The sequence below is a fragment of the Salipiger sp. 1_MG-2023 genome (assembly GCF_030547555.1).
In the GTDB taxonomy this organism is placed as follows: domain Bacteria; phylum Pseudomonadota; class Alphaproteobacteria; order Rhodobacterales; family Rhodobacteraceae; genus Salipiger.
Genome location: NZ_JAUOQN010000043.1, coordinates 1 through 25,509 on the forward strand (window position 1 = coordinate 1; position 25,509 = coordinate 25,509).

Genomic DNA, 25,509 nt, shown 5'->3' on the forward strand with positions numbered 1-25,509 from the left:
CGTTTCGTTTACACCGAAACCGCTTGTTGCGCTGATACCTGATAAAAGCGTTTCCCGCCCGACACTTCGACGGGGAACGCGAAATGCACTAAGGTTCAACGAACCTAAAGGACGGTTAGCTCAGTTGGTAGAGCAGGGAGCTTACACCTCTCAGGTCGGCGGTTCGAGCCCGTCACCGTCCACCATTCCGGCATAGACGCCTTACTTGGATTCAATTTCTTCGGCCCGCTCACACGCCAGCGTTACTGAAGGATGATGCTCCGGGCCAAACCATCTCGGACCGCCAGACGACAATACGCACGGCCCATCATCTGACTTGGAGTAAATAGACCAAGGCCCGCTGTGCCAGCCGATCTGGTCAGGATTTCGGAACACCGTGCGCGTCCATATCATATCATTCGCTCCTATCTGGACCCGCCGAAACCGGCAGGCAAAACAATGACCCCGCTGCGCCACAGGTCGCCATAAAGGCCCAGCGGGTTCGGCCTGGTGTTTGCGGATGCGGTCTCGGTCACGATCGCTCCTATTAGGATTTGCCCGCGCGCGACTTGCGCACGTTCGCCGCGTTCTGTTCCGCCGCCACCATAGACAGCAGATCCGTAATGTCGTCCCCGTCAGCATACAGCGCCGAGCCATTGCCGCGAACCGTGTGGACGTGGACTAGCATACCGCATGACCAGAGGCGCTCGATAGTCTCGCGCGCATGAGAGCGCGAGAACCCGACGCAAAGAGGGGTGGCGAAAAACACCTGATCCCCAACGGTATGGAGCTCGCCCATCATGTCGAGGAAGGTGGCGCGCTCTTTCAACACCCCCGGCCAGTTTGTCGTGCGTTTGCCGGTCACGTCATCCACGATCAGCGCCGATATATCCTTCGGCCCGAGCATCGACTCCGTGACGCCAAACGACCGCGCGCGGGCGATTTGCTCGCCCTTGGACGGCAGGCGCTCATTCACGGTGATGACGCCCCATTTGCCGTTGAAGTGACCCGTTTCCTTACCGCTCAAAACTCGCCGCCTTTCTGTCTGCTTTCTTTCTCGATACAGAAAGCGATTGCGACGGTCAACGAAATATGCTTACTGTATTTGATATGAAAACAGGCCGCGTAGGCGGTCCAAACACCCCGGAGGGGAATCTATGTACACCCAAGACGAAGTGAAAGCAGTTTGTGCCGAAATGTTTGACGATTTGCGGATGACAGAGGAGGGCGCAGAGCTATCCGAAGACGGCCTCAGCGCATTGATCCCCTACTACGCGCATGGTCGGATGAACGCTCACAGCATCGACCTTGAGTTAATGGCTAAGAGCGCATTGATCTACGCCCGCCGAGAACAGCCCCAAACGCAATCCAACTAGCCCGCCACAATGAAAGGGCGGGTCACACCCGCCCCGCCACATCACGCCTCGTAATTCGTCAGCGCCTTGACCTATGCGCCGGTGAAGCGCGGGGCCGTCAGTCCAGATCGTAGCCATAGATGCGCTGCATCCAAGACCGGACGCTGCGCATCTCGTCGTCGGTCAGCACGCGGTCCCATTCAAGCAAGGCGGCAATCTCGCCGTCGTAATAGTTCGACGTGTAGACCGCCCCGTTGTTGTTGAAGTTGCCGAGATAGCTTTCGACGTTCGGCGTGGTCACGCCAGACTGCGCCGCCGTGCTGATGGCCGTGCCTGCATTGGCAATGGTGTTGGCAACCATTGCCTGAACTGTCGTGCCGTCGTGGCTGGCGACGAACGACTGCCACCTGCTGTTTGTGACCCCGAGCCTGATAGCAGGGGTGTTCGCGCCGACGTTGATCCGCGTCCCGCTTCCATCGACGGAGATATTCGAGCGGGTATTCGACGCGGCGACACTGCCGTAGATGAACCCCAGCACTCCGATCTTTCGGATCGCCACAGCGATAGTGCGCTCGGCCCCGGCGACCGGCCCGCCAGTGTAATAGTCGTTCGACCCGTCGAAGATCCATTTCGGAATGCCGTCGCTGTCATCGTAGACGGCCTGTCGGCTTGCCGTCGCCTGCACCATGTCGTCGCCTCCTGGCACAAGGTTGGTCAGGGTGGAAACGTCTGCGGTGAATGCGCCATGGAACACAAGGCCATCGAGGTCTGTCGGGCTGAACGGGGTCGAGCCGATCCAATTTCGCGAGCGCATTTCGCCAAGGATCAGGTCGGACATATTGTCCGCGCCCTCTTGCGACAGGTGGTAAATGTCGGTTGGCGCGTCGTTGAACTGGCTGATGTCGATGCTGTAGTCGGTATTTACGAGTCCATCCGCCCAGTGCAGAATGTGCCCGTCGAATGCCTCGCGCGATGCCATTTCAAGCCAGATCGCCTGAGCCTGCCCGCCGCTATAGGTCGAGCCGTAGGTGTTGATCGGCGGGATGACCAGCCACTTATTGTGCGGGATTGTCGCCACGGCGTCTGCGATCAGATCGACATAGGCCACGACCTTATCACCGGTCAAATCGTCAATGCCATTTTGCGAGCCGTCCCAGATCACGACCGGGTAATCCAGAAGATCGGTGTTCGCCAGCGTCGTGAACTGCTCGCTGACTTGCGTGATGTTGTTGCCGCCCTCTGCGATGTTCTGGACGCTCAGGCCGCTTGCCGTGTCCATGGTCTGCCAGAGGCTGATTCCGCTGGCGCCGTCCATCAGGCTATCGCCGCCGACGAGAATGCCCGTTGCATAGTCAGGCACGACAGCCCAATCGAACGCCTGCGTCACGCCGCCCCGGCTGTTGCTCACCGTTACGCTGGCCGGGTACGTTCCGATATCGTCACCAAGGGTGCCGCTGATGACGCCCGTAGCTGCGTCGATGCTCAGCCCGCCGGGCAGGTTCGATGCGCTCCACACAAGGTTTGTCCCGGTCGCGAGGCTGGACAGATCCAGCGACACCGCCGACCCGGCGTCGGCGCTCTGGTCGCTCACGGCGGACAGCGCCGGCGCAACGTCCGTGCGCACGCGGCTGTAGTTGGTCGCGCCGGGCACCGTGGCAAGCACGTCTTGGCCCAAGGTGAAATCGACGCCCGCCGTCAGCGTCTCGGTGATCGGCAGCCCGCCGGATGCATCGGCATTGACGTTCGACCAGCCGTCAGAGGCTGGCTCTGCGCCGCGCGTAACCGCCTGCCACGAGTAAGGTTGGATTGTGCTGCGCTCAGCCATTGAGACGGACCTCGACATTATCGCCCGACGTGCGGGCCGTTTCCTTGGGGGTAATGGTGATCAGCACGTCATCGCCCGAGACTCGGGCCGTCAGGACGACGCCGAAGCCTGTGACGGGCGCGCCGAGGCCGAGAGAAAGACTAAATCCGAGCATTGCGCACCTCGCATAGTGAGTGACGCCCCCGACAGCGCGCCGGGGGCGTTGGTTAGATCGGAGGCGGGGATCACCCGCGCCGCAGCGCCTCTTTGGTGGGGAGGGTGCTGGGCTGGATCGGCAGAGCGCGGCCAATGGCTTGCTCGGCCTTGGCTTTCACCATGTCGCGAAGCATGTCGTCGCTGGGCGCGAAGTGCTGGATCGCGTCAGGCACAGATCGCTTGGCATAGGCGACGCCACGTTCCAGAAGCTCGGACGGTTCCAGCCCCTCGGACAGCGCTACGTTGACGCCTGATAGGATCGCCGCGTGCAGCGCGTCACGATGCCGGGCCTCGATCTCGATGCCGGTCTTGGCCTTGAGCGTGGCCGCCGCGCTGTTGATGATTGCGGTCAGCAGAGCGCCGAACAGCGCCACGATGGCCGGGGTGGCCACGTCGAGGATTTCAGTCCACATGGATCAGCCTTTCAGGTTGGTGATGATGTAGCCGGAGCGGTATCCGCCGGCCTGTTTGATGCGCAGCCCGTAGGGCCGCAGCCGCTTGTTGGCGCTGCACACGAACGCCCGGACGCACCCGGTGGCATCGAGCGCGCCGCCGTCCGCCGTGTCGTAGATCCGCGAGGCCACGCCGTCCGCGTCGAGCACGCCGGGGTGGCGGCGGACGGCATCGAAGACCCGGCGCTGCATGGGCGTGAGGACTGCGCGGGCAGCGTCCGGCGCCCGCCCGTCCGGCAGTGCCCCGCCGCAGACCGGGCAGCAGGTCACAGCAGAGCCTGCGCGTCGGTGATGAATTGCGACACCAGCGCCCGAAGCGCGCCCGTGTCGTCGTCGGTCGGATCGGGGGTGAGCACGTCGGCTTCCGGGGCGTCGCCATAGCCCTCAGCCTTCAGCGCAGCGTCATAGACCCGCGCGATATCCGCGATTTCCGCCGCCTTATCGGTGCCATTGATGACCCGGCGCGCGCTGGCGAAGTTGCTCTTTTCCAGAGTGATATAGTCGGGGATCGACTTGCCCGTGAACCAGCCTTCCATGCTGCCAACCACGAGGATCGGCGCCGCGATTTCGGGCTGCTTCACCACGTCGGGATCTGTGGTCAGATCCAGCCCGAGCTTTTCACCAGCCTTGCGGTAATTGTCTTCCCACGTAAGCTGCACATACCCGCGCCCATGCCATGGGTAATAGCGCAGATTCGCCTTGCGCCATGCCTCGCTGAGCCAATAGGCTTCGACAACGGGCTTCATGGTCCGCGCTGTCTCCCAGTAGCCAGTAGCCAGAATGTAGGCGAGCTGATTGCGCAGCACGTTCCGCGCCCTCGCGGTTTCGATGATCAGGCGCGTGTCGCCAAGATTGAGGTCGGCTTGCATTGTCGTCTCCCATGCGGAAAACCCCGCAGACGGGGCGTTGTGGGTGATGTGTCGGAGGGTCAGCGGTGGCTGCTGCGAATGATCTCGTCAGCGAGCCGCCGGGTTTCGCGGCTATTGTCTTCCAGCGCCTCAACGTGCTTGCGATTGGCTTCTGTGTTCCGGTCCAGCGCTGCGCTGTTCCGGTCCAACGCATCGACAACATTGCGGGCCTGCGTCCCGTCGATCAGCGCCCCGGCAACCTCAAGATTCCCGCTTTTGGGCGGCTTCTTGCGGAAAAACCCGTAGAGCGTCAGGGCGGCGAGGCCGAGGCCAGCGGCGATGTTGGCGATGTATTCAGGCGTCAGCGTCTCCATGTCCGACCTCGCCCCAGATCCTCCGAAGCGCGCACGACGTTCACGCCTTCGAGGAGGACAAAGGTCGAATAAGCAGCAACGGCAGAAAGCCCGCCCCCGGCGAACGCCGACAGCGTAAAGCCAAGACTGAACTGGAACCAGAACATCGCCGACACGGCGCTTGCCAAGATCCGCAGGTGCGGGCTGTAGGGAAACGCCTGGAAGGTTCCGTTCACGATCAGCGCAACCAAGCGCACGATCGCGCAGCACAGTACGATCAAGGCCCACTGCCGTTCGTCCAGCCAACTCGCGAGGCTGCTATAGCTCGCGCTGGTGTCGAACATGGTCGGCTGCCAGTTGAGCGCAGCCCCCATCCACAGGCAGGGCCAGACCATAATCCACTCGGTGACGCGCATCGGGAAATGGTTCCGGACGCCGTCCTTCAGCCGCACGACAATCACAGGGTCAAACCACGTTGGGCGGAATTGGTGGGTTTCATGGATCATGCCTCATGCGCCCTGACACAATTCCGGTCATTGCAGAATCGCGGATGTGCCCCGATTTCGTTAATACCCATTTCGACCTCTCATCAGGTTGGGGTGGTAGCCCTCGGGCCGCGTAGCCGCGCGGCTCGGGGGTGCAGGTTAGGTGGAGACGATTTCCCACATCTGCCGCGTATCGCCGTGCAGCGCGGGCCGCTGAGAGCAATTCGACGCCAGAGCCAGCGAGCTTTCGCGGTTGATCAGCGTGCAGACGGTCGGGCTGTCATCGCCGTGCAGCAGCACCTGCCAATGATGCTCGATGTTGTTCGTCGCGGTCGAGGCGTCCTGCGTGCGCACCTCGATCGGCAGCCCGATCGCGCGCCGGTTCGCATATGATCCGTTGCCCCCGGTGGATAGCGAAATCGTAGGTGCCGCCGCCTGTTTGAACATCCAGAACTCGGCCTGCCGCTCAACAATCCAGTTGATGCCGGGGTCGTCAAGGTCGGTCGTCAAATAGGTGTTCGTGCCCCAAGTCAGGCCCGACGAGAGGAACCGGCCCATGTGCTTGAGCCGGATCGTGTCGCCGTCCTCGAAGGGCCAGTAGTCCCAATCTTTCAGCGCCAAGAGGTTTGTCGTCCGCAGGGCTCCGGTGTGTTTGAAGCTGAAATCATCCTGCCGATAGTAGGGGGTTCCCCGCAGCGTGTTCATGTCGTCGGTATTCACATCATCGAAATCGAACGCGGCGAACACGTTTGTCGTGGCCCACATGAACCCCTCTTGCGCGGGGAAATAGTCGCAATTCCACAGGCCACCCTCTTGGCAGCCCCGCATCGCGACCAGCCCACCCGGCCAGACGTCCCAAAGCCCTTCTTCGTCCAGATCGGCCACAGCGCGCCGGATCAAGATATTGCCCTCAGGCCAGTCTGCAGAAATGCGCGAAGCAGGAACCGACATATAGATGAAATCATCATCCTCGGTCTCATCAAGATACCGTCCGACAGGCATGCCATAATGGCGGCACGACGCCTCGTCATCGGACAATTCCAGTATGGTGCCGATTTCCGCCCACGTCCGGCCCCGATCGTCGGAATAGCGCAGAGCCTTTTGATAGCCACGCCCGACGCCCGCATCTTCGCCGCAGACCATATAGAGCCGATCACCGCGCTGCCGCACATCCGCGACCGTGGACCCAAAATTGCCACCGTCGAACTGGATCTCCCCGACCTCGGTGAAATTCACTCCATCCGTGCTTTCCAGCAGCGCCAGCCGGTTCCCGCCGGCGTTGTTGTAGTCGTAGACGTTGACATACAGCTGCACGTAGTCCGTGCCGTCCTCAGTCACGCTACAGGCCGCGATATCCCCGTGCCGCGCGCCGAGTAAGCAATCACACACGCCATTGTCACTGTCGAGAGGCGTGCCCGTTGCCGTCGCTTGAAAGCGCTCTCCAATCGAGTTCGCGGACGCGCCGAGGGCGGTGAAGTCGGTGCTGCCGATGTAGCGGATCTCGTACCAGTTCCCGACCACAAGCTCCCCGCCATAGGCGATCAGTCCTGCAGTGCCGGTGCCGGAGGTCGCACTCGTAGCGATGAAATGATCATTCGGGCCGTGGCCTATTTCTGCCCCGCAAGCCACCCAGTCCGTGTCGCCCGCCGTGACGATACGGTAGCGGCGCCCGATGGTCAGCCCCCCAGAACCAACGGTTCCGACCCATCGCACGGCGCTATTTACGAAGCTGTCGAGCGGCGCCGACCACGTTCCGGTCGAAAAGTCGATGACCGGATTCCCGCCGTTGTTGATCGAGTTCCGCCCGTTGAACAGGTTTCGCAGCGTGCCATTGTCCTGCAACCCGTCCGCGTCGATATACCGAAGATAGACCCTCGGCGGATAATGCGTCTCAGGCAGGTACGCCAACGTCTTGGAGTAGACAAAGTATCGGTCGTTGAATTTGACCTTGTTGCTGTTTTGCGCGTGTCCGACGGACGCGTCTTGCAGCCGCCCGCCCAGCAGGACCGGCGGGATTTCTGCGATACGAAGTGATTGCATGGCGGGGCCTTTCGTTACCAGGTGGCAAGCGCCGCGCGCTTCCATGTGTTCGTCGCGGTGCAGACGTAGAAATAAGAGGTGTCGAACCGGGTTTCCCCATGGACTCCGGATGCAGTCGCAGACGTAGGCGTCTGGAAACGCGGCGGCTTCGCGAGGCGGCTGTTGGAGCCGACCACTGTTTCGAGGACATACGACCCGCGCAGAATATTCGGGCCATAGAGCCCATTGTCCGAGCCGGTCAGCTCCTGAACCCCGGTGTATGCATTGCGGCAGTTGTTGCCGAACACCTGATTGTAGAGCGCGTAATAGGTGGTGCCGTCATAGACGAGCTGTTTCATCCGCACCGCCGCCGCGGAGGTGTGCGAAATCGCGTCCCGCACGATGACGTTGCCGTAGACGATGCAGTTGCTCGACCCGTTCAGCAGGATCGCTGCCGTATCCACCAACGTGCCACCGCTGGTCTCGCCCCACTCCTCGATCCAGTTCCCATAAATCGAGGTGTAGTCGCTGATCCGCGCCTCGATCGGATACGTGACGCGGGTATAGCGGTTTCCGTAGATCAGCCCGTTTTTCCCCGGCAGCAGCGTGGTGTCGGCCTCGCCGCCGATGATCGAGCCATAGACGCAGTCGAGAAAATCGTTGTCGTGGATTTTGTGGTGCTTGAACTCTCTCTTCGAGATCACCCCGACATATGCATATTGGAACCAGCAGCCCCGGATTGTGATGCTCTCGCCCGAGCCGTCAGCCGGATCAGCAGAGACATAGATGCCAGCATCAATCGCTCCATAAAACGAACAGTCCGCGACCGAGATCCGGCTCGCACCGTAGAGCATGAGCCCGCTGTCGCCTTGGCTGTCGCCCTCGTCGTTGTTGCGGAAGATCGTGCTGTCAATATCGACGCTATCCCACGGGCCATGAACCCGCAGGAGATCCGGCGCGTACCCGCTTGTCGCGGTTGGCATCTCACGCCCGTCAAATTCCCCGCCGGTCCAGTTGAGCGTCGCCCCGGCTTCCGACGCGTTCAATCGCACGATCATTTCGCCAGACGGGAAGCTGGTGGTTGCGCGCAGAACGCAATTCGCCGGGAGTTTGACCGTCAGGCAGTCGCCATCAGTGGCGTATGTTTTGATCGGCGTTGCGATCGGCCAATCAACCCGCACCGAACTCAGCTCGACATTGTTCGACTGCGCCCACTCGATTGCTGTCTGGATGGTCGCGCCGTTGTCCGTTGCGCTGTGCGCCGCGAACTGCTCGAAATAGGCCATGCTGCCGGACGGCACCCATCCTGGCATGTCTGTAATCACCGACTCGCCGGTATAGACCAGCTCCATGTTCCCGACCCATGCGATGCTGTCGCCCGACGAAAACGTGCTGCTGTTTGTCGCAGTGATCTCCGCGACGAATGAAGCGGCCTGTGCCCGTGTTTCGAACTCCGCAGGCCCGCGCAGCGCCCACGTCTCGCCGTTGTCCTGCACGATGCCGCCTGCATCATCCCGGACCAGCAGGGCGCCCATAATCCGCACCGCGTTGACGCGCTCGCCACAGTCGTCGGACATGAAGCCGGAAACCGTGATATACTCGCGGCTGACCTGAAGCACGTTGCGCGCCTCAGCGCCGCCCATCGCGCGCGGGGTCTGCGTATAGCTGCGCGGGTTGCCGTAGAGCGTATATGCCGCCCGCGTGCCGAGGTGCCAATCTTCGACACCGCCTTCCACGTTGGGAATGGTGTTAGCCATGTATTGCAGCGTCTCAGAAGACCCCCGCGCCTCGATCTCGTCCAGACGATCTGCAACTGGCCCGCCCGCGACAAGCTCAGACCCCAACGTGTCGACAGACACGGGGCCGGTGGTTCCGTCAAGGATGCCGATCAGGCTATCAGCGCCGGACAGGTTTGGCTTGTCGGTGATGCGAACTGTGTTTGTCATGGTCGCTCTTTCAGATGATTGTAGCGGTGAGCGGACCGGAAGGCCCGACGCTAAGGCCGTCGACAGACGTGACGGCAAGGTAATAATCCCACACCCCCTGAGGCGCGGTTGCAGCGCCCTGGCCGTAGATGACGAGGCCGGAAACGGTGCCGTCGAAGTCAGCCGATGCGAGCAGGCCGAAGCTGGTGTTGCCGGTGGCCGTGATCGTGTCGAGCGCCTGCCCGTTTTCGCTGATTGCCGTGCCGGTGACGGTGGTGCCGCCGGTCAGGCGCGGGGTGACGGTGCCCGCCGTGCGGCCGGAGACGACCACGCCCACGCGATAGACCCTGCCGGATGGGGCCGAGAGCGCGAAAGTCAGCGATCCGGCAGCGCCTGCCGTGTGCGTTGCGCTGTCGCCGGAGATCGCCCAGCCCGCGCCCGCCGTCATGTCGCTGACGCTAACCAGCGTCACCCGCTCTGCCGCGCCGTCGATGTGCGTGATTTCCGTGCCCGCCGAAATATCGGTGTAAGAGGCGATTGCGTCGTCCGATGTGTCCAGCGTGTTGCCGGTCGCCGTGCGGTAGATGGTCAGTGCGTAGGCCGTGGCGTCCGATGTGGCGGCGCTGATCGTCGCCCGGCCATTGCCGCCCGCCACGGTCACGTCGTCGTCGTTCAGCGCCGCAGGAGCCGCCACAAGGCCACTGCCGAGCGTATAAGTCACGGTGTCGGTGTATGCGCTCGCATCGCCGTAATAGGGCACGGCCCGCGCGCGCAGCTCCACCACGTCGCCGGTGTCGTAGCCATCGATGAACACGGCGCCCCCCGATCCGGTCAGGCTGGTCGTGCTCCATTCTGTCGCGCCGCTCAGGCGGTGGTCGATCTCGAACTCGTAGATCGTCGCGGTGCTGACATTTGCCATCCCGACCGTGACCGAGAACAGATAATCGTAGGCGAATTGGCCGCCGCTGCCATAGATCAGCTCGCCGGTGCTCTCGTCCGGGTAATAGTCGATCTCCCGGATGATCGGCGTGTCCGGCGCTTCCGGCTCGTCGGATTCATCGCCCGGCACGCCATCCCAATCCGGGGGCGTGTAGGCCGCGACCAGCGCGTCAAGCTCTGCCGCCGCATCGTTCGTCAGCGTCAGGCGCATGGACCCCTCGTCACCGGGCGCGACTTCCAGCACCAGAGCAGGCTCAGTCACCAGATCCGCCGGGCCGAACGTGCAGAACGTGCCCACCGGCGGCACGTCGCCAGAGACGGTGACGACCTGCGCATTCCCGCCGGCGCCTGTCACCGGGGATAGCATGGCCGCGCCGACGGTATCGGCCTCGCTGAACTGCTGCCACGCCAGCACGTATGTCGTGCCGTCCGTCATTTCGACGGGCTCGGCCAGCGTCACCCGGTTGCCCGAGGCGCGCACCACCCGCGTCGAAACCTGCTCGCCGGACAGCACGAAATGCGAGAGCGTCACACGGTCGCCGCGCGATGCCGTGCGGGCCTGAAACTGCTGCATGACTTCCCACGTATCGCGGCGCAGGATCGCCTCTTGCATCCGCCGATAGCACTCCGTCGCCACCTCGTCGGGATAGACTTTCCCCGGCATTTCCCATTCTTCGAGCGTGTCAATGTCGCCGGTGTGGCCCGGCCATTCGATGATATGCTCCGCCGCCTCGTAATCGTCTGTCGCGTCGTTGAACGCGATGCGGATCGCGTCTGGCGGGTCGATGGGCGTGCGCGATCCAGAGAACGACCAGCTATTCACCGCGTTGATGTGGTCGCAGACCGGGTTGATTTCGTCATCGGCGCTGTCGAGGATGACGCCCAGCTTGCCGCCGTCCCGGCGCGGCGATGCCCGGCCCGCGCCGCAAATCTCGATATACCGCTCCCGCACGGTCTGCCCGCCGGTCCAGATCGAATTATAGGTCAGGCTGTGCTCGTCGCAGTATTCCCAGAACGCCTGCAATTCATCCCAGAGGATCAAGTCATCCTCGACAGGATCGCGCCGCCACGGACCTTGTGCCATCGCCAACAGCGCGCCCGCCGGGTTTTCCGTCAGCCCCTCAGCCCAGGTTGACCCGTTCCAGCACAGGCACCGGCGCTGGACCACCGCCGACAGCTTGGCAATCGTGCCGTTTAGCGCCGACGACGCTTTCGCGCGCACCGAAATCAGCGCCATAGGCGTCGGGGCGCTGATCGGGTAGCGGTAGCGGACGGACTGCACGGCGTAGATCGCCATCTTGGTCCGGCCCTTGTCGCTGGCGTCCTCAACCTTCGTCGCCGTCATGCGGATCTGCCATTTTCCGGTGGATGACGGGCGAATGCGGCGCTCGAAATACAGGGCAGACGTATCCAGCCCCTCGAAGGTCTCAGTCCTCAAGAACTGCCACGCGTTGTCATCGTCTTTGTCAGCGTAGGCGCGGATTTCGATATCAACAGTCGCCGCGCCTTCCGAGTGGTCAGACTGGCTGTTAAAGTTGATCAGGCCGCCCGGCGCGCAGAAAATCAGCGTGATCATGTCGGTGGCCCGCTTGGTCGTTCGGATCACCGGATGATAGGTCAGCGTCTCGACCTCTTGGCCCAGATCGTCGTAATAGTCAGGCGCTGGCAGCTCATCAGACGATCCGGCGGCATCGTCGGGCATCACCACATACGGCGTGATCGTGACCCGCTCGTCGGCGTCCAGCCCCTCGCGCGTCTCGTATTCGACGCCCTCGTAATCATCAATCGGGGTGTCACCGATCCAGATGTCGGAGATGTCCAGCGGCCCGTTGCCCCATGTGAAGCAGGCGCGCATGAACATTTCGCCGTCGATCACTTCATAGTAGGGCGGCACGACGAAATTCGGCGCCATCCGCATCCGGCCCATGACCAGCGGAAAGGCGTTGTTCAGGCTGGCGCTGTTGTTCCAGCTGCTCAGGCTGTAGACGTCGCTCGCCGGTGCCGCGTCGATCTCCTGCGGCTGCGGCACGAGGCTGTTGATTGCCCAGCCGACAAGCGCAGTCGTGGCAAGGCTGACGCCAAGAGAAATCGCCGCATAGCCCAGCGTGCCCGCCGTCGCGCCGACCGCGCCCGCGATGGTGCTCGTCAAGAATGCCGAAACCGGGTCGCCCGGCGTCAGCACCAGCCGCACCGTCGTCCCGTCATGCGGGATCACCCGGCCCCACACGCAACTCGGGATCGGCGCGGCGGTGCTGCCGTTGATCAGCGTCACCGATACCCGCTCGCGGGTCGCTTCGAGCGGATAGACCCCGGCCACGATCTGCGCCACGGTCAGCCCGTGCAGCACGTCGCGACGCTTGGCCTGCTCGGGTGCGAGGCTGTGATGGTAGATGACGTGGATCAAATCAGCGCCTCATGGCGATAGATGCCCGACAGCCTGCGCGTCCAACGCGGGTCGCTGTGCGGGATGATGACGGTCTGCGGGCGATTGGCGTGCAGCACGCGGCTGCGGCTGGTCGCGATGCCAAGGTGAAAGTCGTTGCCGAGCATCCGATAAAGCACCGCGTCGAACGGCTGCGGCTCGTCCACCTCGCGCCAGATGCCAGCCTCTATGTCGTCGCGGATCGCCTCGCCCCGCACCACGCCATAGTCGGCGATGTGGTCGCGCGACGGCAGCGTGATGCCCAGCATTTCGGCATAGACCAGTTGCAGCAGGCCGTAGCAGTAGACCCCGCTGCGGTCCGTGCCGTGCGGCCTGTAGGGGATGCCCACGTAATCAGCGAAGGTCACAGCGCTTCAAGCCCCGGTACGCGGTCAAGCGTCATGATGTGCATCTGCGCCGGCTCATCATCGACAAAGGCGTATGACGCCTCGACCGTCACGCCGTCCGCCGAATAGCTCGTGTCGATGATCTGCATTCCCAGCCATTCTGCCTCGACTGTGGACGGGTCAGCGCTGGACACGATGGCGACATTCAGCACAGGCCGGGGCGAGACATAGGACCGCACCAGATCCACCAGCGCCGCGCCGCCGTGCATCAGGGTCAGTTGCACGCTCTGGCTGTCCTGCTCGCTGTCGCCCGGCGGTTCCAGCGTCATCGGCAGGAATTGCCAGTAATCGCTTTCAGGGTCGGCGCCCTGCCAGTCAGACCGGCAGCCCAGCACGTAGGGCGTGCGCGTGATGACCTCGCAAGGAGCCGTGCAGGCGCGGATAGGTGTAGCAAGCTCCGGGTGCGTGATTTCCACCAGCCCGATTTCGAACACGCTTCCGTCCAGCCCGTCCTGTGTCCGGCGCAGGTCATACGAAATGCGCCGGGTCATAGCGGCTGCTCGATCACGACGAACGAGAACACCGGGCGCCGCGCGCTGAAGCTGCCCACGTCGAACGCTTCGGACCACTGCGCGAGGATCATCTGCTCGTGCAGGATCACGGCCCCGTCCTCATCCAGCAGGATCTCGCCGTCTTCATCCGTCATCGCCGCGCCGTCGTTGACCGGGTGCCGCATCCAGAAATAGCTGCTCCCCTCGTCCAGATCCTCGATGAAGAAACGCTGAAGATCATTATGCTGCTGCGCGGTCAGTCGCAGGCTCACGTTGTGCGTGGTCCATGCCATGCGGCTCTGAAGGATGCCGCGCGGCGGGCCTTTGTCGCCCTGGACGGACTTCTTGACGCTCGCGCGCGTGGCCGTGTAGCCGGATTGCAGCGGCTTCGGTAGGTCGGTCGGGAATGTGGGATAGGTCATCGGCGCGCCACCGGCTTACGATTCAGGCGGGGGCTGTTGCTGGCCTTGCCGCTGTTCATCATTTTCACCAACTGCTCGCTGGCCTCGACACGCTGCACAACGCCCGATGGCGTCACTTCGGTTGCAACGCTCACGAGGCCCGACGCGTTGTTCACGGTCTGGACGTTGACCTGCGGGCTTGCCGCCGCCGACGCTGCCACCTTTGGCGCAGAAGCGACACCTTGCCCTTTCGTGTGGTCAACAACGGTTTCGTTTGGGTGGACCATAGCGAGATACCCGCCCTTCCCGTCCATCCCACCGCTGCGCGCTCCCGATCCGGTATAGCCGCCGCCGTCGAAGGATTTGACGCTTGTTCCGGTCAGCCATCCCATGACGCTGCCAAAGATGCCCGTGCCGCCGCCAAGCTGCATGATGGTCGAAACCAGATCCTGCGCCAATGCTTTCAGCGCGGCGTCAGCCAGCCAGCTTCTTAGCGCATCGCCGACGCTCTGCCCCGCCTGCGCCGCGCTGAGAAGCGTCTGCGTCAGGCTGGCATATCCGCTTTCCAGCGTCTTGAGCCGGGAACTTTCAACCTTGGTGTCAGGCGACTCGATCTTTGCCAGCGCCTCCTGGTAATCCTGCATCGCCTCTGCGCGCGCGGCCATGGCCTCGGACTCGGTGATCTGATTTAGCCGCAGGGCCTCATCCACCACCCCAATTGCCTCGGCATATTCTTGCTCCGCCGCGACAGCCGCGTCCTGAGATGCCCGCAGGCTGTCGATGGCCTTCTGGCTGGCCTCTGCCGCCTGTGTGCGCTCGCGCTCTGCCTGCTCTGCCTCGCGCGTTGCCGACGCCTGCGCATTGCTCGCCGCCGTTTGGTTCGCGAACGTGGTGGACGGGTCGCCGAATGCCTGTGCTTCCTCGCGCCGCCGCGACATGTTCACGCCGCCGTTGTGCGCGCCAAGCTCCGCGATGCGCTGCGAAACAAGCTGGTCATTGCCGTTTTGCAGCGCGTCCAGAACGCCGCCAAGGTCGCCGCCCTGCTGGAACTCGCCCGCGCCGTAGTTGTGCAGGAGAGACGCCATTGCGCCCTGCTGAGCCCCGGTCATCTCGTTGAACCGATCGAAGCCAAGCTGGTCGATCATTGTGTTGAAATAGTCGGTGATGCGCCGTTGCAGGTCGCGCTCTGCATCCTCGAAGGAAACCGACACGCCCTGCGTCACGGCGCTGACGTTGCCTTGCGCGTCGGTCGTCGTGTCGCTGCCGTAGCCCGCGCGGTAGTGGTTCACGTCCCAATAGGGTTCGCTGCGGAAGCCCTCGCGCGCTCGGATCAGGGATTTCGCCGAATCCATGCCCTCGGCCCGGTTGATCCAGTCGCTAAACACGCCGCCCGCGCCGTCGAACATCCCGCCAAGCGCGCCGCTTATATCCAGCCCGGTCACACTCGACAGCCAGTCGAACATGCCCTTTGCGCTCGCCGCCGCGTCGTCCAGCGCGTCCTTCAGGTCGTAGGTCTTCAGGATTTCCGCGTCGAGGACTTCCAGCGCCTTCTCTGCCCGGCTGATACGCGCCCGGTCTGCGTCCTCGGTCGCGGCCTGCAATTCCGCCTCAAGCGCAATCCTTTCACGCCCCAGCCGCATCACCTCGCTCTCAGCGTCGGCATACTGGCGCAGAAGCCTCTCGGTCTCTGTGATACCCGCTGAGGCTTGGTCCGCTGCCTGTTCAATCAGGTTGCCGACCGCCGCGAAGGTATCCCCGAAGCGGTCGCCCGCTTCCTCGACAGACCCGGCAAGCGAAATCATCAGCGCCTGCAATGCTTCCGCCGCTGCAATGATCTCCTCCGGGCCCTCTGCGCGCGACAGGGCGGAAAGCCGCCCCATCAGCGTAGATGCGTCCTTTGTGGTCAGGTCGAAGTCTTTGCGCAGGCTGCGGAGCGTCTTAGCATAGGCATAAGCCGCCTGTCCGTCGTCATCGATGCCTGGGGCCGAACCTGTGACGGTCCCGAAGCCGCCCGCGATGCCGTCTGCCGCCGATTGCAGAGCACGGGCCGCCGTGACCCCGGCAAGCTCCTGCGTCACCCCGAGCGCCCGCTGCACCTCGTCTGCAAGGTCGCCGTATACCGCCCGCAGGTCGGAAATCGGTTGCCGCGCCGCTTCCGCCGCCGCTGCATAGGCGTCGGTCGCCTCGTTCAGCGACTTTTGCTTGTCCGCTGCCGTTTCAGCCTCGCCGCCCATAGCAAAATAGGCGCCGGCCAAGGGGGCCGCGATAGCCACCGCCGCGCCCGCGATGGCGCCGAACGGGCCGAGAATGCCGAGAACCTGCGACCCCTGCTGCGCGAAGGCTGTGAATGCGCTGGTCCCGCCGCCGACCTGCACCGCAAAGTCACCGACTTGATAGCCAAGCTGCTGGAACGCGTTCTTGTTGCGGTTCACCACCGCCATCATGCCGCCCTGCGTGTTGGTGTTCGCAGCCATCGCAGCATTCACGCGGTTGATCTTGTCGACTGTCTGGTCGTATTCGCGCTGAATGCCGTCCTGCAAACGGGCCATCTGAGCCGCGTCGATCTTGCCCGCGTCGAACTGCGCCGAAAGCTTGCGCATCGCGACTTCCTGCCGGGCCACAGCGCGCGACAGCGGGTCATAGGACTTTTCCAGGTTCAGGACTTCCCGCGCGGCCTGTTTCGCCGCCCGATCGTGGGCCTCCTTTTCCAGGTCCAGCAGGATGCGGATGCGCTCTGTGACGTCAGAATCAGCCATATTTCCTCACAAGCTCCGCGTATTCGTCAGCCGTGGGCGCCTGCACTTCCGTGTCGTGCGCCTCGTTCCAGCCCTCAACGAAATTGATGAAGTCGCGCGGCGTCATCGCCCGCACCTCTGCCGGTTTCAGGCCGGTGACGACGACTTGCCGGATGCGTGACCCGACGTCCCAGAAATCGCTGTCTCGGGGCTGTTCGCTGACGAGCCAGCTGTATCGCTTTTTTTTTCAGGCCGCTCGGGAACGAAGGCCACGGCCACCAGATCCGCTGCAATCTGGCGCAAGCGGAAATTCTCGCTTGGCGGCATGGCTGCGACGGTCTGGTCTGCCGCCCGGTCAGGCATCCCGGCCCCGATCAGGCCAAGCGCCACCATGTCCCGGCATAGGTGCGCCTTGGCGTTCTTCTGGTCGCGGAACAGCACGTCGAACATGGCGAAAACGCCAGTGTCGTGCTGCTTTTCGAACCGCTCGATTTCAGCGTTGCGCAGGATGAGCGGGCGACTCTTGCCGCCCAGCTCTGCAACGATGCCGCCAAGGGGCGGGTCAATCGCCACGGCCATCAGGCGGCGGCGGTCCAGCCGACATAGCCGGTCGAGGTCAGCGACAGGCTGTAGGTCACGCCGTCTTCCTGAGCGCCGCCAAAGTCCATGCTGTCGATGTGGAACGCGCCCTCGAAGGTGCCGAAATCGGGGATGATGATTTGGAAATTGGCGACCGCGTCGGCGGTGTCGGTTTCGCCCGTCCCGAAGGCCGCAGCCCGCAGAAGTTCTTCCGTCGCGCTGTCCTCGAAATAGCCGTTGCCCGAGACGCTGAACGAGCGGGCGCCGGTCATGACCTCGCGCCAAAGCTGGCCGCCGGGGGTCGTGCAGTCGGCGGTCGTCACGTCGAAACTGCCGTTGTTCAGCGTCACGCTCTTGGTCGTCAGCCCGCAGAGAGTTGCGAACACTTCCGTCTCCGCGCCGTCGCCGATCTTGATCAGCAGCGTGCGGCCCTGTTGCTTTGCCATGGTAAGGCTCCTGTGTGGATAAAGGCGGCTCGCCACGATGGCGGGCCGGGTCGCGCTTGCCCAAGGCGCGGAAATGGGCCAGCCTGCCGGAAACAGCCGGAGGGTATTTGATGAGATTCTTGATTGTTCTGGGGCTTGTCGCCTCGCCCGCGCTCGCGCAGGAAACCTTCGCCGTGGGGTTCAACGGCTATTCTGTGACTGTCAGCAGCCCGAATTACTCAGGCCAGACTGCCGTCGATACTGCCCAGCCCGTGGCTGATACCGCCTGCCAATCGGTCGGCAAATCCGCCGTATTCCAAGGTCGTCGCGCGCCGCAGCGCGGAAACGCCGAGTTTTTCTTCCTCTGCCTTTAGTCCAGCAGCGCCTCAAAACCCCGGATTTCCATGTAGCTTTCGCCATCCGCATCGACGCCGCCGGTGGCCGCGCCGGGCATCCATTGCAGCCGCACCAGCGTTGATCCTGCGACCGTAACCGCGTCTTCATTGTCGCTCAGAGCCGCAGCCATGGCCGCCGCCGCCATGAGCGCCTGCGTGCGCCCCGCTGCGGTCGGCCGGCTGTGCGCCTCAAGCGAGAAGGTCACGAGCGTTGATGTGGTGCAGTCAGTCCGCACGGGCGACGGAGCGAAGTTGCCGAATTTGATATAAGGGAACGTCGCGCCCTGCGGAACTTCGTCATAGATCCGATCACCGACCACATCCCCGACGCCGGCATCAGCCCGCAGCGCAGCGACAATGCCGTAAAGCAGTTCAATCTCAGGCGCCGCCATTGTTCTTCGCCTCCTTCACCGCATCCCGCAGCGCCTTGCGCGTCCGTGCAAGCCGCGTCTTTGCCGTCGCCTTCATCGACGGGTTGACGAACGGAACCGCGGGGCCTTTGCCGGTGCTTCTCCCCGCGCGCTTGCCTGTCTTGTGGAAACGCTCGACCGTTCCGCCTTCAAGGATCTTGGACAGAGGGCCGAAGTCAATAATCTGCCCATCGCCCGCCGGGGTTGCTTTAATCGCCGCCTTGGATCGCGCTGTCTCGCCTACAGGCACCAAAATCTGCGCCACCCGCACGATCTCTGACGCGTTGTCCTCCTGCGCGTCCCGCAGGTGCTTGCGCGTGGTCTCGGGCATCGTTTCGAGCATCCGCTGCACGCGCTTGAAGCCGACCTTACGAACAGGCATTCCCGAATCACTCTCGCTTCGAGACAAACACGGTATGCACGAAGTTGCCGGAGTGCTTCATAATCTCCGCCACTCCATCGGTCGGCTCAGCGTATGTCTTGTGTTGGATATAGACCTCCACATCAGACACCGCGAACTGCTCCGCGAGGCATTTCAGAAACGCGTCTTTCTGAGATTTGCACAGTTTCACGTCGCCACTCCCGTTTCGCATGTGAACTCAAGCACCCGCGCCGCCCGGTCGATCTGCACCGGCCCGCTGCGAATGTTCCAGATTGCCCCGCGCGCGATCAGCCGGTCAGCCGCAGTCACGCCCGCAGTCCCCGCGTGTTCCCGAACCCGGATCGTCGCAAGCCGGGTGCTTTCCACCTTGCCGGCCGCCACGCGCTCTTTGCCCGGAACCTCGCGAATGTCCGCCCACTCGCTGAACAGGTCGCCAAACTCGCCCGTACTGTTGCCTGCGCCGTCCAGCGGGTTGCCCCACGGGTCCGTCAGGTCGCTCGGCGTCGTCTGCCCGGCGCTGGTCTTGCGCTGGAAGGTGATCCGCTCGCGGAAGTTGCCCGCCTGGATCACTCGTCAGCATCTTTCGACTTGCGCGGGATCTTCGCGACCCCGGCCTTCTGAAGCATCTTCGCCCGCTTGTCCGGACACTCCAGCGTTTCACCCGCCTTGAAGGCAATGCCGCCGTAAACGTGGTCTTGCTTGAACTCTACCAGGGTCATATGACCGCTCTCCTGTATCCTGACGCCATGAATGCGAGGACTCGCCGGAACCTCTCTGCGTCGAAGGTGTCGGCGTTGTCGTACATCTGCCCGGCGATGAAGTAGCCAATATCTTTCAGCGCCTCGGGCACGTCCTCGGCTGACCATCCCGCGTCATAGGTCACGCTCACGCGCTCGACCGATGCAGGCCATGTCTCGCCGTAGGCAAGCCTGAGCCTGCCATCCTCAAGGGTATAGGTCGCCGTCACGCTAGCGCTTACGCCTGCGCTCTCATAGGTCAGGCCGGAGATCGTCGCACCGTCCGGGTGCGCAAGCTCGACGTCCTCGAAACTGTCAAAATTTTCGGAGAACTCTTGCCGGATCACCGGACGGCGAAGGATGCCGTTTTCAGGGTCTCCGATCCGCTGTTCTGCACTGTCCAAAAGCCGCGAAATCCGCGCATCTTCTTCGCTGTGCTCGATGCGGCGCTCTGCCTTGAAATCTGCAACAGAAAGATAATCAGGCATCCGAAACCCCTCGCAAGGTTGGGGGCACCCCGAAGGATGGCCCCGCTGTCATCACGCGCTGGCGTCGTACCAGACGAACGCTTCGGGGCGTGCGACTTCCAGCGCAAGGCGCTTCTCGAACAGGATCGTGGTCTTGTTCGTGCGGAAGTTGTCGCCGTCTTCGGTCGATGCCATGACGGTCATACCCATGCGGTCCCAGATCATCGCGCCCAGAGAGAACGCGCCGACGAGGAAGTCACCCACGGCCATGCTGTCCGACGTGACAACCGGAAGACCCCAAAGGGTCGGGCTCGCGCCAGAAGTCACCGCAGAATGCAGGTATTTGCCGTCGCCATCCTTCAGCAGCTCAATCGCCGCCCAATCTTCCGGGTTCATGACCACGCCCGACGCCGGGTAGAGCGCCTTGCGGACCTGGAGCTTCGCCACGCGGACGTCATCCACGAGGTTCGCCGGGGTGTATCCGGTGATTGTGGTGTTGTCGTAGGCGGTCGCGTTCGTAAGCAGGCCGTCAAGGTTCGGAGACGTGCCATTGCCGGTCAGAAGCTGCGTCTCCTCGACCAGGTTCAGACCGTAGCGCCCGCGACCATCGATGTAGGAGCGCATCATCGGTGCGTCGTCCAGAACTTCCATCGCCACGCGGAACCAGTGCGCGATCTTCTGCACCGGCGTCGTGACTTCGCCAAAGGTCAGCTCGGACTGCGGTTTCAGCGCGCCCTCAGCCACCGGGGCGGCGCTGTTTGTGAAGCCCGTTTCCCGGATGTAGCGGATCGAATTGCTGGTGGTCTGGCCGGACGGGATCAGGTTGCGGATGCGCAGCTCCTGTTGCGGCGGCGTGACCATGCCGCTCTGCTGCTCGGGCACCAGCACCGAACGCGACACGCCGGTCGCGATCTGGCCGCTGTTCAGAACGTCCTTCACCTCGAAGCTGATCGAAGTCGGGCGCGCGGTCGTCGCGCCGTTCTTGAACGCCTCGGATTCGATGAACTGCTGGCCGATGCTCTTGACCTCGGTGGTCGACATGGCGCGCGAGAATTTCTTCTCCGCTTCGGTGATCGCCGCCGTCAGCTTCTCAATGTCGGCGTGGGTCTGGTCGATCCGGCCCTTGATGTCGGTCTGATCGGCGTCAGCCTTGGTTTTCAGGTGCTCGATCTGCTCGTGCAGTTCGTTCGACTTCTGGTCACGCTGTTCAAGCGCGCCCTTCAGTTCGCCGCGAAACACGTCGCGGACTTCGTTCATATCCAGAGCCATGACGGCCTCCTGTGATGTTGGGTTGTGGCCTAAGCTCAGAGGCCGCGAATTGCGTCTTTCAGGACGGCGGCAAAGTCCGCCGCCTTGTGTTCGTCGCTCACCTCGCGTTCCGCGCGAACTCGGGCCACAGCAGCCGCCGCCGCCTTAGCCTCATCAGCCGAGAAATCCGCCTCACGCATGATTTCCTCGACAAATCTTTTCAGCACCGCCGGGTTTTCGCCCTCGATGCTCTTGACCGATTGCACCACCGCTTCCGGCAGCATCGGGAAGGCCACGAAGGAAACTTCCCAAAGATCCACCTTGCGCAGCTCACGCCCGCCGGATGCCTTCACCGCGTCTACCGTGCGATAGCCGATTGACATGCCGTCCACCGCGCCGAAGTCGAGATCTGCATACAGGTCTTTCCCGAGCGTGGTGCCGAGATTGATCCGGCCTTCGACGTGCAGCCCGGTGCTGTCCTCTTCGATCACGTCCCACACCCCGGCAACCTTGCTCGGGTCATGGTCGCGCAGCATCCGCACCTTGCGGTTGCCGCCGGAAAACGCGCCTTTGACGACAATATCGCCGCCCTGATCTTTGATGCCGAATTTGCTCGCGTAGCCGGTCACATGGCCGCGCTCGCTTACCTCAGCCTCAAGGGGCTGGAATTTGTGCTGGAGCTTCATTGCCTGCCCTCTGCTTTCGCCAAAAATCATCCCCGCGCGGGTCCAGCCCGAACGGGTTCTTGCCTTCTCGAACTTCGTCTTCCGTCATCCACGGCACATTGCCGCCAGACCCAAGCGCACGGGCATAGATCTCCGCCCGGACTTGCGGCGTGGTCCGCATCAACGCCGTTTCATCGAAGTTTGCCCGGACGCCTGTGCCCTTCAGGACAGAGCGACGAAGCGCGGCCTCCCATCGCTCGATCCAAGGTGCCATGGTCACAACCTGATGGAACAGCATCACATCGGAGATCGCGCCCTGCGCGCCGCTGCCCTGCGTCTGCCCGAGGTAGTAGGGATGCACCCCGTAGATGCGCCCCACCTCCTCAACTTGGAACTTCATCGTGTCCAGAAGCTGCTGGTCGCTGGCGGTCTGCGTCATCTGCGTGAACGATCCGGGCACATCGACAACGCCGATGCCGCTTTCCCCGAACTGCTTGTGCCAGCCGATCTTGATCTTCTTCACCGCGTCAGCGCCAGCCATCTGATCAACGAACAGCACACCCGCCGGAGCATTCGTGTCCGACATTTTCGCCTGCTTGTCCTGCAAGCGCCTGGAAAGCCCGAGCACACGATTGCAGGCCCGCGTCACGTCCAGACCGGCCAGCATATCCCAGCGCGGGGCGGTGACCTCCAGAATGTCATCGCGCCGGAAATCGCCGGAGATGCCTTCCTGCTCGATGCTCACCGGAAGGACATATTCGCCGTTCTTCAGAACCCATCCCGCGCCGCACCATGCGGGGTGAAGCGGGATCAGCTCGACCGCTCGCCCCTGCGCATCGCGCCGCACATAGGCCCGGCCCGCGCCGTTGAAAACCGCGTGCATGGTCAAATGCTCGCGGAACTCGATTGCCGTCATCAGCTCGTGCGGTTCTTCGTTCAGAAGCTCGTTCAGCCGCGCATCGGTTCGCGACCCGGCCCCCTCCAGCCGCAGCGGCATGGTACCAATACCGGACGCGATGACCGCGCCCGCACGAAGCGCAGCCGCGACGCTGGTGAACTCGCGAGAGCCATAAGACCCGACCCCTGCAAAGAAGATCCGGTCCTCCTTGTTCTCAGGCGATGCGTCCTTGGTCTCCCTGGCTCCGAAAATCTTGCCAAGAAGGTTCATAGGAAGATCATGTCCTCATCTTCGAGATAGGAGCGCGACCGCGCCGCCATGTTGCTCGCAGCAGACCCGACAGCCATGGCAATCGTCACCATGCCGTCGATACGGCCCCGCGATCTGTTCTTGTGGAAGAACTTGTTTTTGAAGGCGTCCGACTGCACCACCGCGTTAGATGCGCAGATCGTCGTGACCCTGTTCCGATCAATCGTCAGGACACCGCGAAGGATGGCGTCCTCAAGGTGCCGCATGGAGTGCGGCATACAGAGCATCTTGTCCTCGAAAACCACCTTGCCGCCCTGCGCGTGCGGCACGATCTTCAGCCCCACTCCTTCGGGCTCGTCCGGGCCTTCGTACATCCAGCAATCGAACCCGGCCATTTCAGCCGCGCTGAGAAGGTTCGGGATGAACTTCGTATCCACAACCATCTGTTCGACGTCGTGGCGCGCGCAAAGCTCCATGATGCGCGCCACGACAAAGGTGTAGTCGATAACCGCACCCGACGTGATGGTGATCTGCCCCTGTTCCGCAATCTCCCGGTAAGGGATCTCGTCCGCTGTGCTTCGTTCTTGTAGACGCTGATCCGTGGTCCAATACCACGTCTTCACCGCCATTTCCTCGCCTTCCCAGCAACCCGAAAGCGCAGTCAGGTCGTTCTTTTCGGCAAGGTCAAGCGACAGGTGCAGTTTGCGCCCTGCCATCTCGGCCTCATCAACCATGCCCTGCGTACCTTCCCAAGCGTCTTCTGCGATCCAGAAGCCCGCCGTCCCCACAGGAATGCCGAAATACAGGCGTTTGGTCGTCAGCGCCGTGGAAATCATGTTGCGCGAGGTCTCAACCTCCTTGCGCACGTTATCCACCGGGTAGGTGATGCCGAGAGCAGGCAGGGATTTGACCCAGCAGCTTTCGTCGTTCATCGGGTCGTCGCCCTTGTCCGTCCGGGCGATGTAGCCGAAAGCACTGTCGTCGGTGAACTCGCCCCGCAGCACCTTCTGGAAATACTCGCTGTAATCCGTCCCGACGCTCTGGTCGATGCTGGGCGTGTTCGTCCCGAGCACCATCATCGGATCGCCGCTCATCTTGGCAATTGCCGCGCGCCAGATCTGAATGCCCTTGTTCGTCTTCATCTCGTGGATCTCGTCACCGAGAACCAGCTTCGGCTTCGGCCCAGAGATCGCGTCAGTGTTCGCCACGGGCTGAAAGCTGCTGCTGCTCTTCGGATGCTCGATCTTCCAAGCGTTGTCGCCAGTGCCCCGGATAATCACCCGCTGACTGCTCTCCAGCGTGTCGCCTTCGTTGCCGGGTATCTCTGCCCGGCACATCGCAACAGCATCGCGAAACATCACCTTGGCCGTGTTCTTGTCTTGGCCGATGCAATAGACCTCAGCACGTTTGTTGCGCCGCCCCAACATCTCGTACAGGCCCAAGCCAGCCATGAGCGGAGACTTCGCCTGCCCCTTGCCGGTCTCCATCCAGACAAACCGGAACCGCCGCAGCCCGTTGCGGTCCTTCCATCCATAGATCGACCCGACGACGAAAAGATGCCACGGCAGCAGCTCGAACGGCTGCCCGACCTTCGCGCCCTCGGTGATCGACAGCACGGAAGGAAAGAAGTTGATCGCACGCTCTGCTTCCGCAGGCACCCATTTCAGGCCGCGCTGCCCCCCTGCCTTCAGGTCGTCCAGATGCCGCTGAGCCGCCAGCCTGACAAGCTCCCCCGCGATGATCCGGCCATCAACTACGCGCCCGGCATAGTCCGTGGTCCGGTCAATCGAGGTAGCCATCTGCCGCCGTCTTTTTCGTCACGACCTTCTGCGCCGAAACCTTGTCCTGCGCCGCCTTCGGGCTGAGAAGAAGCGCGTCCTCGAACTTCGCCATTCGGTCGTTTAGCTTTTCGCAGGCTGACCAATTGAAGTTGAACACGTCGCCGCCATTCGGCCCGACCTTGACCGGCCCTTCCTCCGCCGCCAGCGGGTAGAGCGTGTGATACTCAGCGCAAGCCCGCGCGTATCTGTCCGCTATCTCAACCCGCCGGGCGTTCAAAAGCCCGCTCTCGTCAAGGAAGGCAATCGTCTCGTGCCAGACCTCCGCCGCCTTGGCCCGCTTGGCTTCATCAGCACGGAAAATATCGGCATATCGGGGCTGGCGGGGCTTGGTCATGTTATAATATAACCCCTACCCTTGTTTCGGGGCTGTTCGGAGTGCAAA

Annotated in this window: 29 protein-coding genes and 1 tRNA gene; 3 read left to right on the top strand and 27 right to left on the bottom strand. The window is 62.8% G+C overall.

Annotated elements, in window-relative coordinates:
- Positions 1-109 precede the first annotated feature (109 nt).
- A tRNA-Val gene (locus tag Q4543_RS17490) sits at positions 110-185 on the top strand.
- Positions 186-526: 341 nt separating this feature from the next.
- Here the strand turns inward: Q4543_RS17490 and Q4543_RS17495 are convergent.
- On the bottom strand, positions 527-1,006 hold the full coding sequence (locus Q4543_RS17495; protein ID WP_303440414.1) for a hypothetical protein: 480 nt from the start codon (positions 1,004-1,006) through the stop codon (positions 527-529).
- Positions 1,007-1,136: 130 nt separating this feature from the next.
- Between Q4543_RS17495 and Q4543_RS17500 the strand changes: the two genes are divergently transcribed.
- Positions 1,137-1,355, top strand: a complete 219-nt coding sequence (locus Q4543_RS17500) for a hypothetical protein (RefSeq protein ID WP_303440415.1) — start codon at positions 1,137-1,139, stop codon at positions 1,353-1,355.
- Between the two features lie 97 nt (positions 1,356-1,452).
- Here the strand turns inward: Q4543_RS17500 and Q4543_RS17505 are convergent, their stop codons facing one another.
- From Q4543_RS17505 to Q4543_RS17580, 16 genes are all read right to left on the bottom strand, one after another.
- On the bottom strand, positions 1,453-3,159 hold the full coding sequence (locus Q4543_RS17505) for a putative Ig domain-containing protein (RefSeq protein WP_303440416.1): 1,707 nt from the start codon (positions 3,157-3,159) through the stop codon (positions 1,453-1,455).
- Positions 3,152-3,313, bottom strand: coding sequence for a hypothetical protein (locus Q4543_RS17510; RefSeq protein ID WP_303440417.1), 162 nt, complete (start codon positions 3,311-3,313; stop codon positions 3,152-3,154). Before Q4543_RS17510 ends, Q4543_RS17505 begins: the two co-directional genes overlap by 8 nt.
- A 70-nt stretch (positions 3,314-3,383) precedes the next feature.
- A complete protein-coding gene (locus Q4543_RS17515; protein WP_303440418.1) occupies positions 3,384-3,767 on the bottom strand; it encodes a hypothetical protein in 384 nt (127 codons plus the stop codon).
- Positions 3,768-3,770: 3 nt separating this feature from the next.
- Positions 3,771-3,998 (bottom strand): hypothetical protein, encoded by a 228-nt coding sequence (locus tag Q4543_RS17520; RefSeq protein ID WP_303440419.1) that lies wholly within the window; start codon positions 3,996-3,998, stop codon positions 3,771-3,773.
- 74 nt (positions 3,999-4,072) lie between these two features.
- Positions 4,073-4,675, bottom strand: coding sequence for a glycoside hydrolase family 19 protein (locus Q4543_RS17525; protein WP_303440420.1), 603 nt, complete (start codon positions 4,673-4,675; stop codon positions 4,073-4,075).
- Positions 4,676-4,734: 59 nt separating this feature from the next.
- On the bottom strand, positions 4,735-5,028 hold the full coding sequence (locus Q4543_RS17530; protein ID WP_303440421.1) for a hypothetical protein: 294 nt from the start codon (positions 5,026-5,028) through the stop codon (positions 4,735-4,737).
- Entirely contained in the window at positions 5,016-5,513 is a 498-nt protein-coding gene (locus Q4543_RS17535; RefSeq protein WP_303440422.1) for a hypothetical protein, read from the bottom strand. The genes Q4543_RS17530 and Q4543_RS17535 overlap by 13 nt, the downstream gene beginning before the upstream one ends.
- A 138-nt stretch (positions 5,514-5,651) precedes the next feature.
- Positions 5,652-7,577: a hypothetical protein gene (locus Q4543_RS17540; protein WP_303440423.1), complete on the bottom strand. Its 1,926-nt coding sequence runs from the start codon at positions 7,575-7,577 to the stop codon at positions 5,652-5,654.
- Positions 7,547-9,457 (bottom strand): right-handed parallel beta-helix repeat-containing protein, encoded by a 1,911-nt coding sequence (locus Q4543_RS17545; protein WP_303440424.1) that lies wholly within the window; start codon positions 9,455-9,457, stop codon positions 7,547-7,549. The genes Q4543_RS17540 and Q4543_RS17545 overlap by 31 nt, the downstream gene beginning before the upstream one ends.
- A 10-nt stretch (positions 9,458-9,467) precedes the next feature.
- Positions 9,468-12,779 (bottom strand): hypothetical protein, encoded by a 3,312-nt coding sequence (locus tag Q4543_RS17550; RefSeq protein WP_303440425.1) that lies wholly within the window; start codon positions 12,777-12,779, stop codon positions 9,468-9,470.
- On the bottom strand, positions 12,776-13,165 hold the full coding sequence (locus Q4543_RS17555; protein ID WP_303440426.1) for a C40 family peptidase: 390 nt from the start codon (positions 13,163-13,165) through the stop codon (positions 12,776-12,778). Before Q4543_RS17555 ends, Q4543_RS17550 begins: the two co-directional genes overlap by 4 nt.
- On the bottom strand, positions 13,162-13,695 hold the full coding sequence (locus tag Q4543_RS17560; protein WP_303440427.1) for a hypothetical protein: 534 nt from the start codon (positions 13,693-13,695) through the stop codon (positions 13,162-13,164). The genes Q4543_RS17555 and Q4543_RS17560 overlap by 4 nt, the downstream gene beginning before the upstream one ends.
- The gene (locus tag Q4543_RS17565; RefSeq protein ID WP_303440428.1) at positions 13,692-14,117 is read right to left on the bottom strand and encodes a hypothetical protein; all 426 of its coding nucleotides are present in this window, start codon (positions 14,115-14,117) and stop codon (positions 13,692-13,694) included. Before Q4543_RS17565 ends, Q4543_RS17560 begins: the two co-directional genes overlap by 4 nt.
- Positions 14,114-16,852, bottom strand: a complete 2,739-nt coding sequence (locus Q4543_RS17570; protein ID WP_303440429.1) for a hypothetical protein — start codon at positions 16,850-16,852, stop codon at positions 14,114-14,116. The genes Q4543_RS17565 and Q4543_RS17570 overlap by 4 nt, the downstream gene beginning before the upstream one ends.
- A gap of 126 nt (positions 16,853-16,978) precedes the next feature.
- Positions 16,979-17,410, bottom strand: coding sequence for a GTA-gp10 family protein (locus Q4543_RS17575; protein WP_303440430.1), 432 nt, complete (start codon positions 17,408-17,410; stop codon positions 16,979-16,981).
- Positions 17,410-17,856, bottom strand: a complete 447-nt coding sequence (locus tag Q4543_RS17580; protein ID WP_303440431.1) for a phage major tail protein, TP901-1 family — start codon at positions 17,854-17,856, stop codon at positions 17,410-17,412. Before Q4543_RS17580 ends, Q4543_RS17575 begins: the two co-directional genes overlap by 1 nt.
- A 110-nt stretch (positions 17,857-17,966) precedes the next feature.
- Here Q4543_RS17580 and Q4543_RS17585 point away from each other — a divergent pair, with 110 nt between their 5' ends.
- Complete coding sequence (locus tag Q4543_RS17585; RefSeq protein ID WP_303440432.1) at positions 17,967-18,209, top strand: hypothetical protein; 243 nt, start codon at positions 17,967-17,969, stop codon at positions 18,207-18,209.
- Here Q4543_RS17585 and Q4543_RS17590 read toward each other — a convergent pair.
- From Q4543_RS17590 to Q4543_RS17635, 10 genes are all read right to left on the bottom strand, one after another.
- Positions 18,206-18,622, bottom strand: coding sequence for a DUF3168 domain-containing protein (locus Q4543_RS17590; RefSeq protein ID WP_303440434.1), 417 nt, complete (start codon positions 18,620-18,622; stop codon positions 18,206-18,208). The two genes, Q4543_RS17585 and Q4543_RS17590, sit on opposite strands and share 4 nt — an antisense overlap.
- The gene (locus tag Q4543_RS17595; protein ID WP_303440436.1) at positions 18,609-19,022 is read right to left on the bottom strand and encodes a hypothetical protein; all 414 of its coding nucleotides are present in this window, start codon (positions 19,020-19,022) and stop codon (positions 18,609-18,611) included. Before Q4543_RS17595 ends, Q4543_RS17590 begins: the two co-directional genes overlap by 14 nt.
- A 186-nt stretch (positions 19,023-19,208) precedes the next feature.
- Positions 19,209-19,592 carry a phage head closure protein gene (locus Q4543_RS17600; RefSeq protein ID WP_303440438.1) on the bottom strand — a complete coding sequence of 128 codons (384 nt, stop codon included), beginning with the start codon at positions 19,590-19,592 and terminating at the stop codon, positions 19,209-19,211.
- Positions 19,589-19,741 carry a hypothetical protein gene (locus Q4543_RS17605; RefSeq protein WP_303440439.1) on the bottom strand — a complete coding sequence of 51 codons (153 nt, stop codon included), beginning with the start codon at positions 19,739-19,741 and terminating at the stop codon, positions 19,589-19,591. Before Q4543_RS17605 ends, Q4543_RS17600 begins: the two co-directional genes overlap by 4 nt.
- On the bottom strand, positions 19,738-20,247 hold the full coding sequence (locus tag Q4543_RS17610) for a hypothetical protein (RefSeq protein WP_303440441.1): 510 nt from the start codon (positions 20,245-20,247) through the stop codon (positions 19,738-19,740). Before Q4543_RS17610 ends, Q4543_RS17605 begins: the two co-directional genes overlap by 4 nt.
- A gap of 51 nt (positions 20,248-20,298) precedes the next feature.
- Positions 20,299-21,495, bottom strand: a complete 1,197-nt coding sequence (locus Q4543_RS17615) for a phage major capsid protein (protein ID WP_303440443.1) — start codon at positions 21,493-21,495, stop codon at positions 20,299-20,301.
- Positions 21,496-21,530: 35 nt separating this feature from the next.
- Positions 21,531-22,160, bottom strand: coding sequence for an HK97 family phage prohead protease (locus Q4543_RS17620; RefSeq protein ID WP_303440445.1), 630 nt, complete (start codon positions 22,158-22,160; stop codon positions 21,531-21,533).
- Positions 22,129-23,307, bottom strand: a complete 1,179-nt coding sequence (locus Q4543_RS17625) for a phage portal protein (protein WP_303440447.1) — start codon at positions 23,305-23,307, stop codon at positions 22,129-22,131. The genes Q4543_RS17620 and Q4543_RS17625 overlap by 32 nt, the downstream gene beginning before the upstream one ends.
- Complete coding sequence (locus Q4543_RS17630; RefSeq protein WP_303440449.1) at positions 23,304-25,085, bottom strand: terminase large subunit; 1,782 nt, start codon at positions 25,083-25,085, stop codon at positions 23,304-23,306. Before Q4543_RS17630 ends, Q4543_RS17625 begins: the two co-directional genes overlap by 4 nt.
- Entirely contained in the window at positions 25,069-25,461 is a 393-nt protein-coding gene (locus tag Q4543_RS17635) for a P27 family phage terminase small subunit (RefSeq protein ID WP_303440451.1), read from the bottom strand. The genes Q4543_RS17630 and Q4543_RS17635 overlap by 17 nt, the downstream gene beginning before the upstream one ends.
- Between the last annotated feature and the right edge of the window lie 48 nt (positions 25,462-25,509).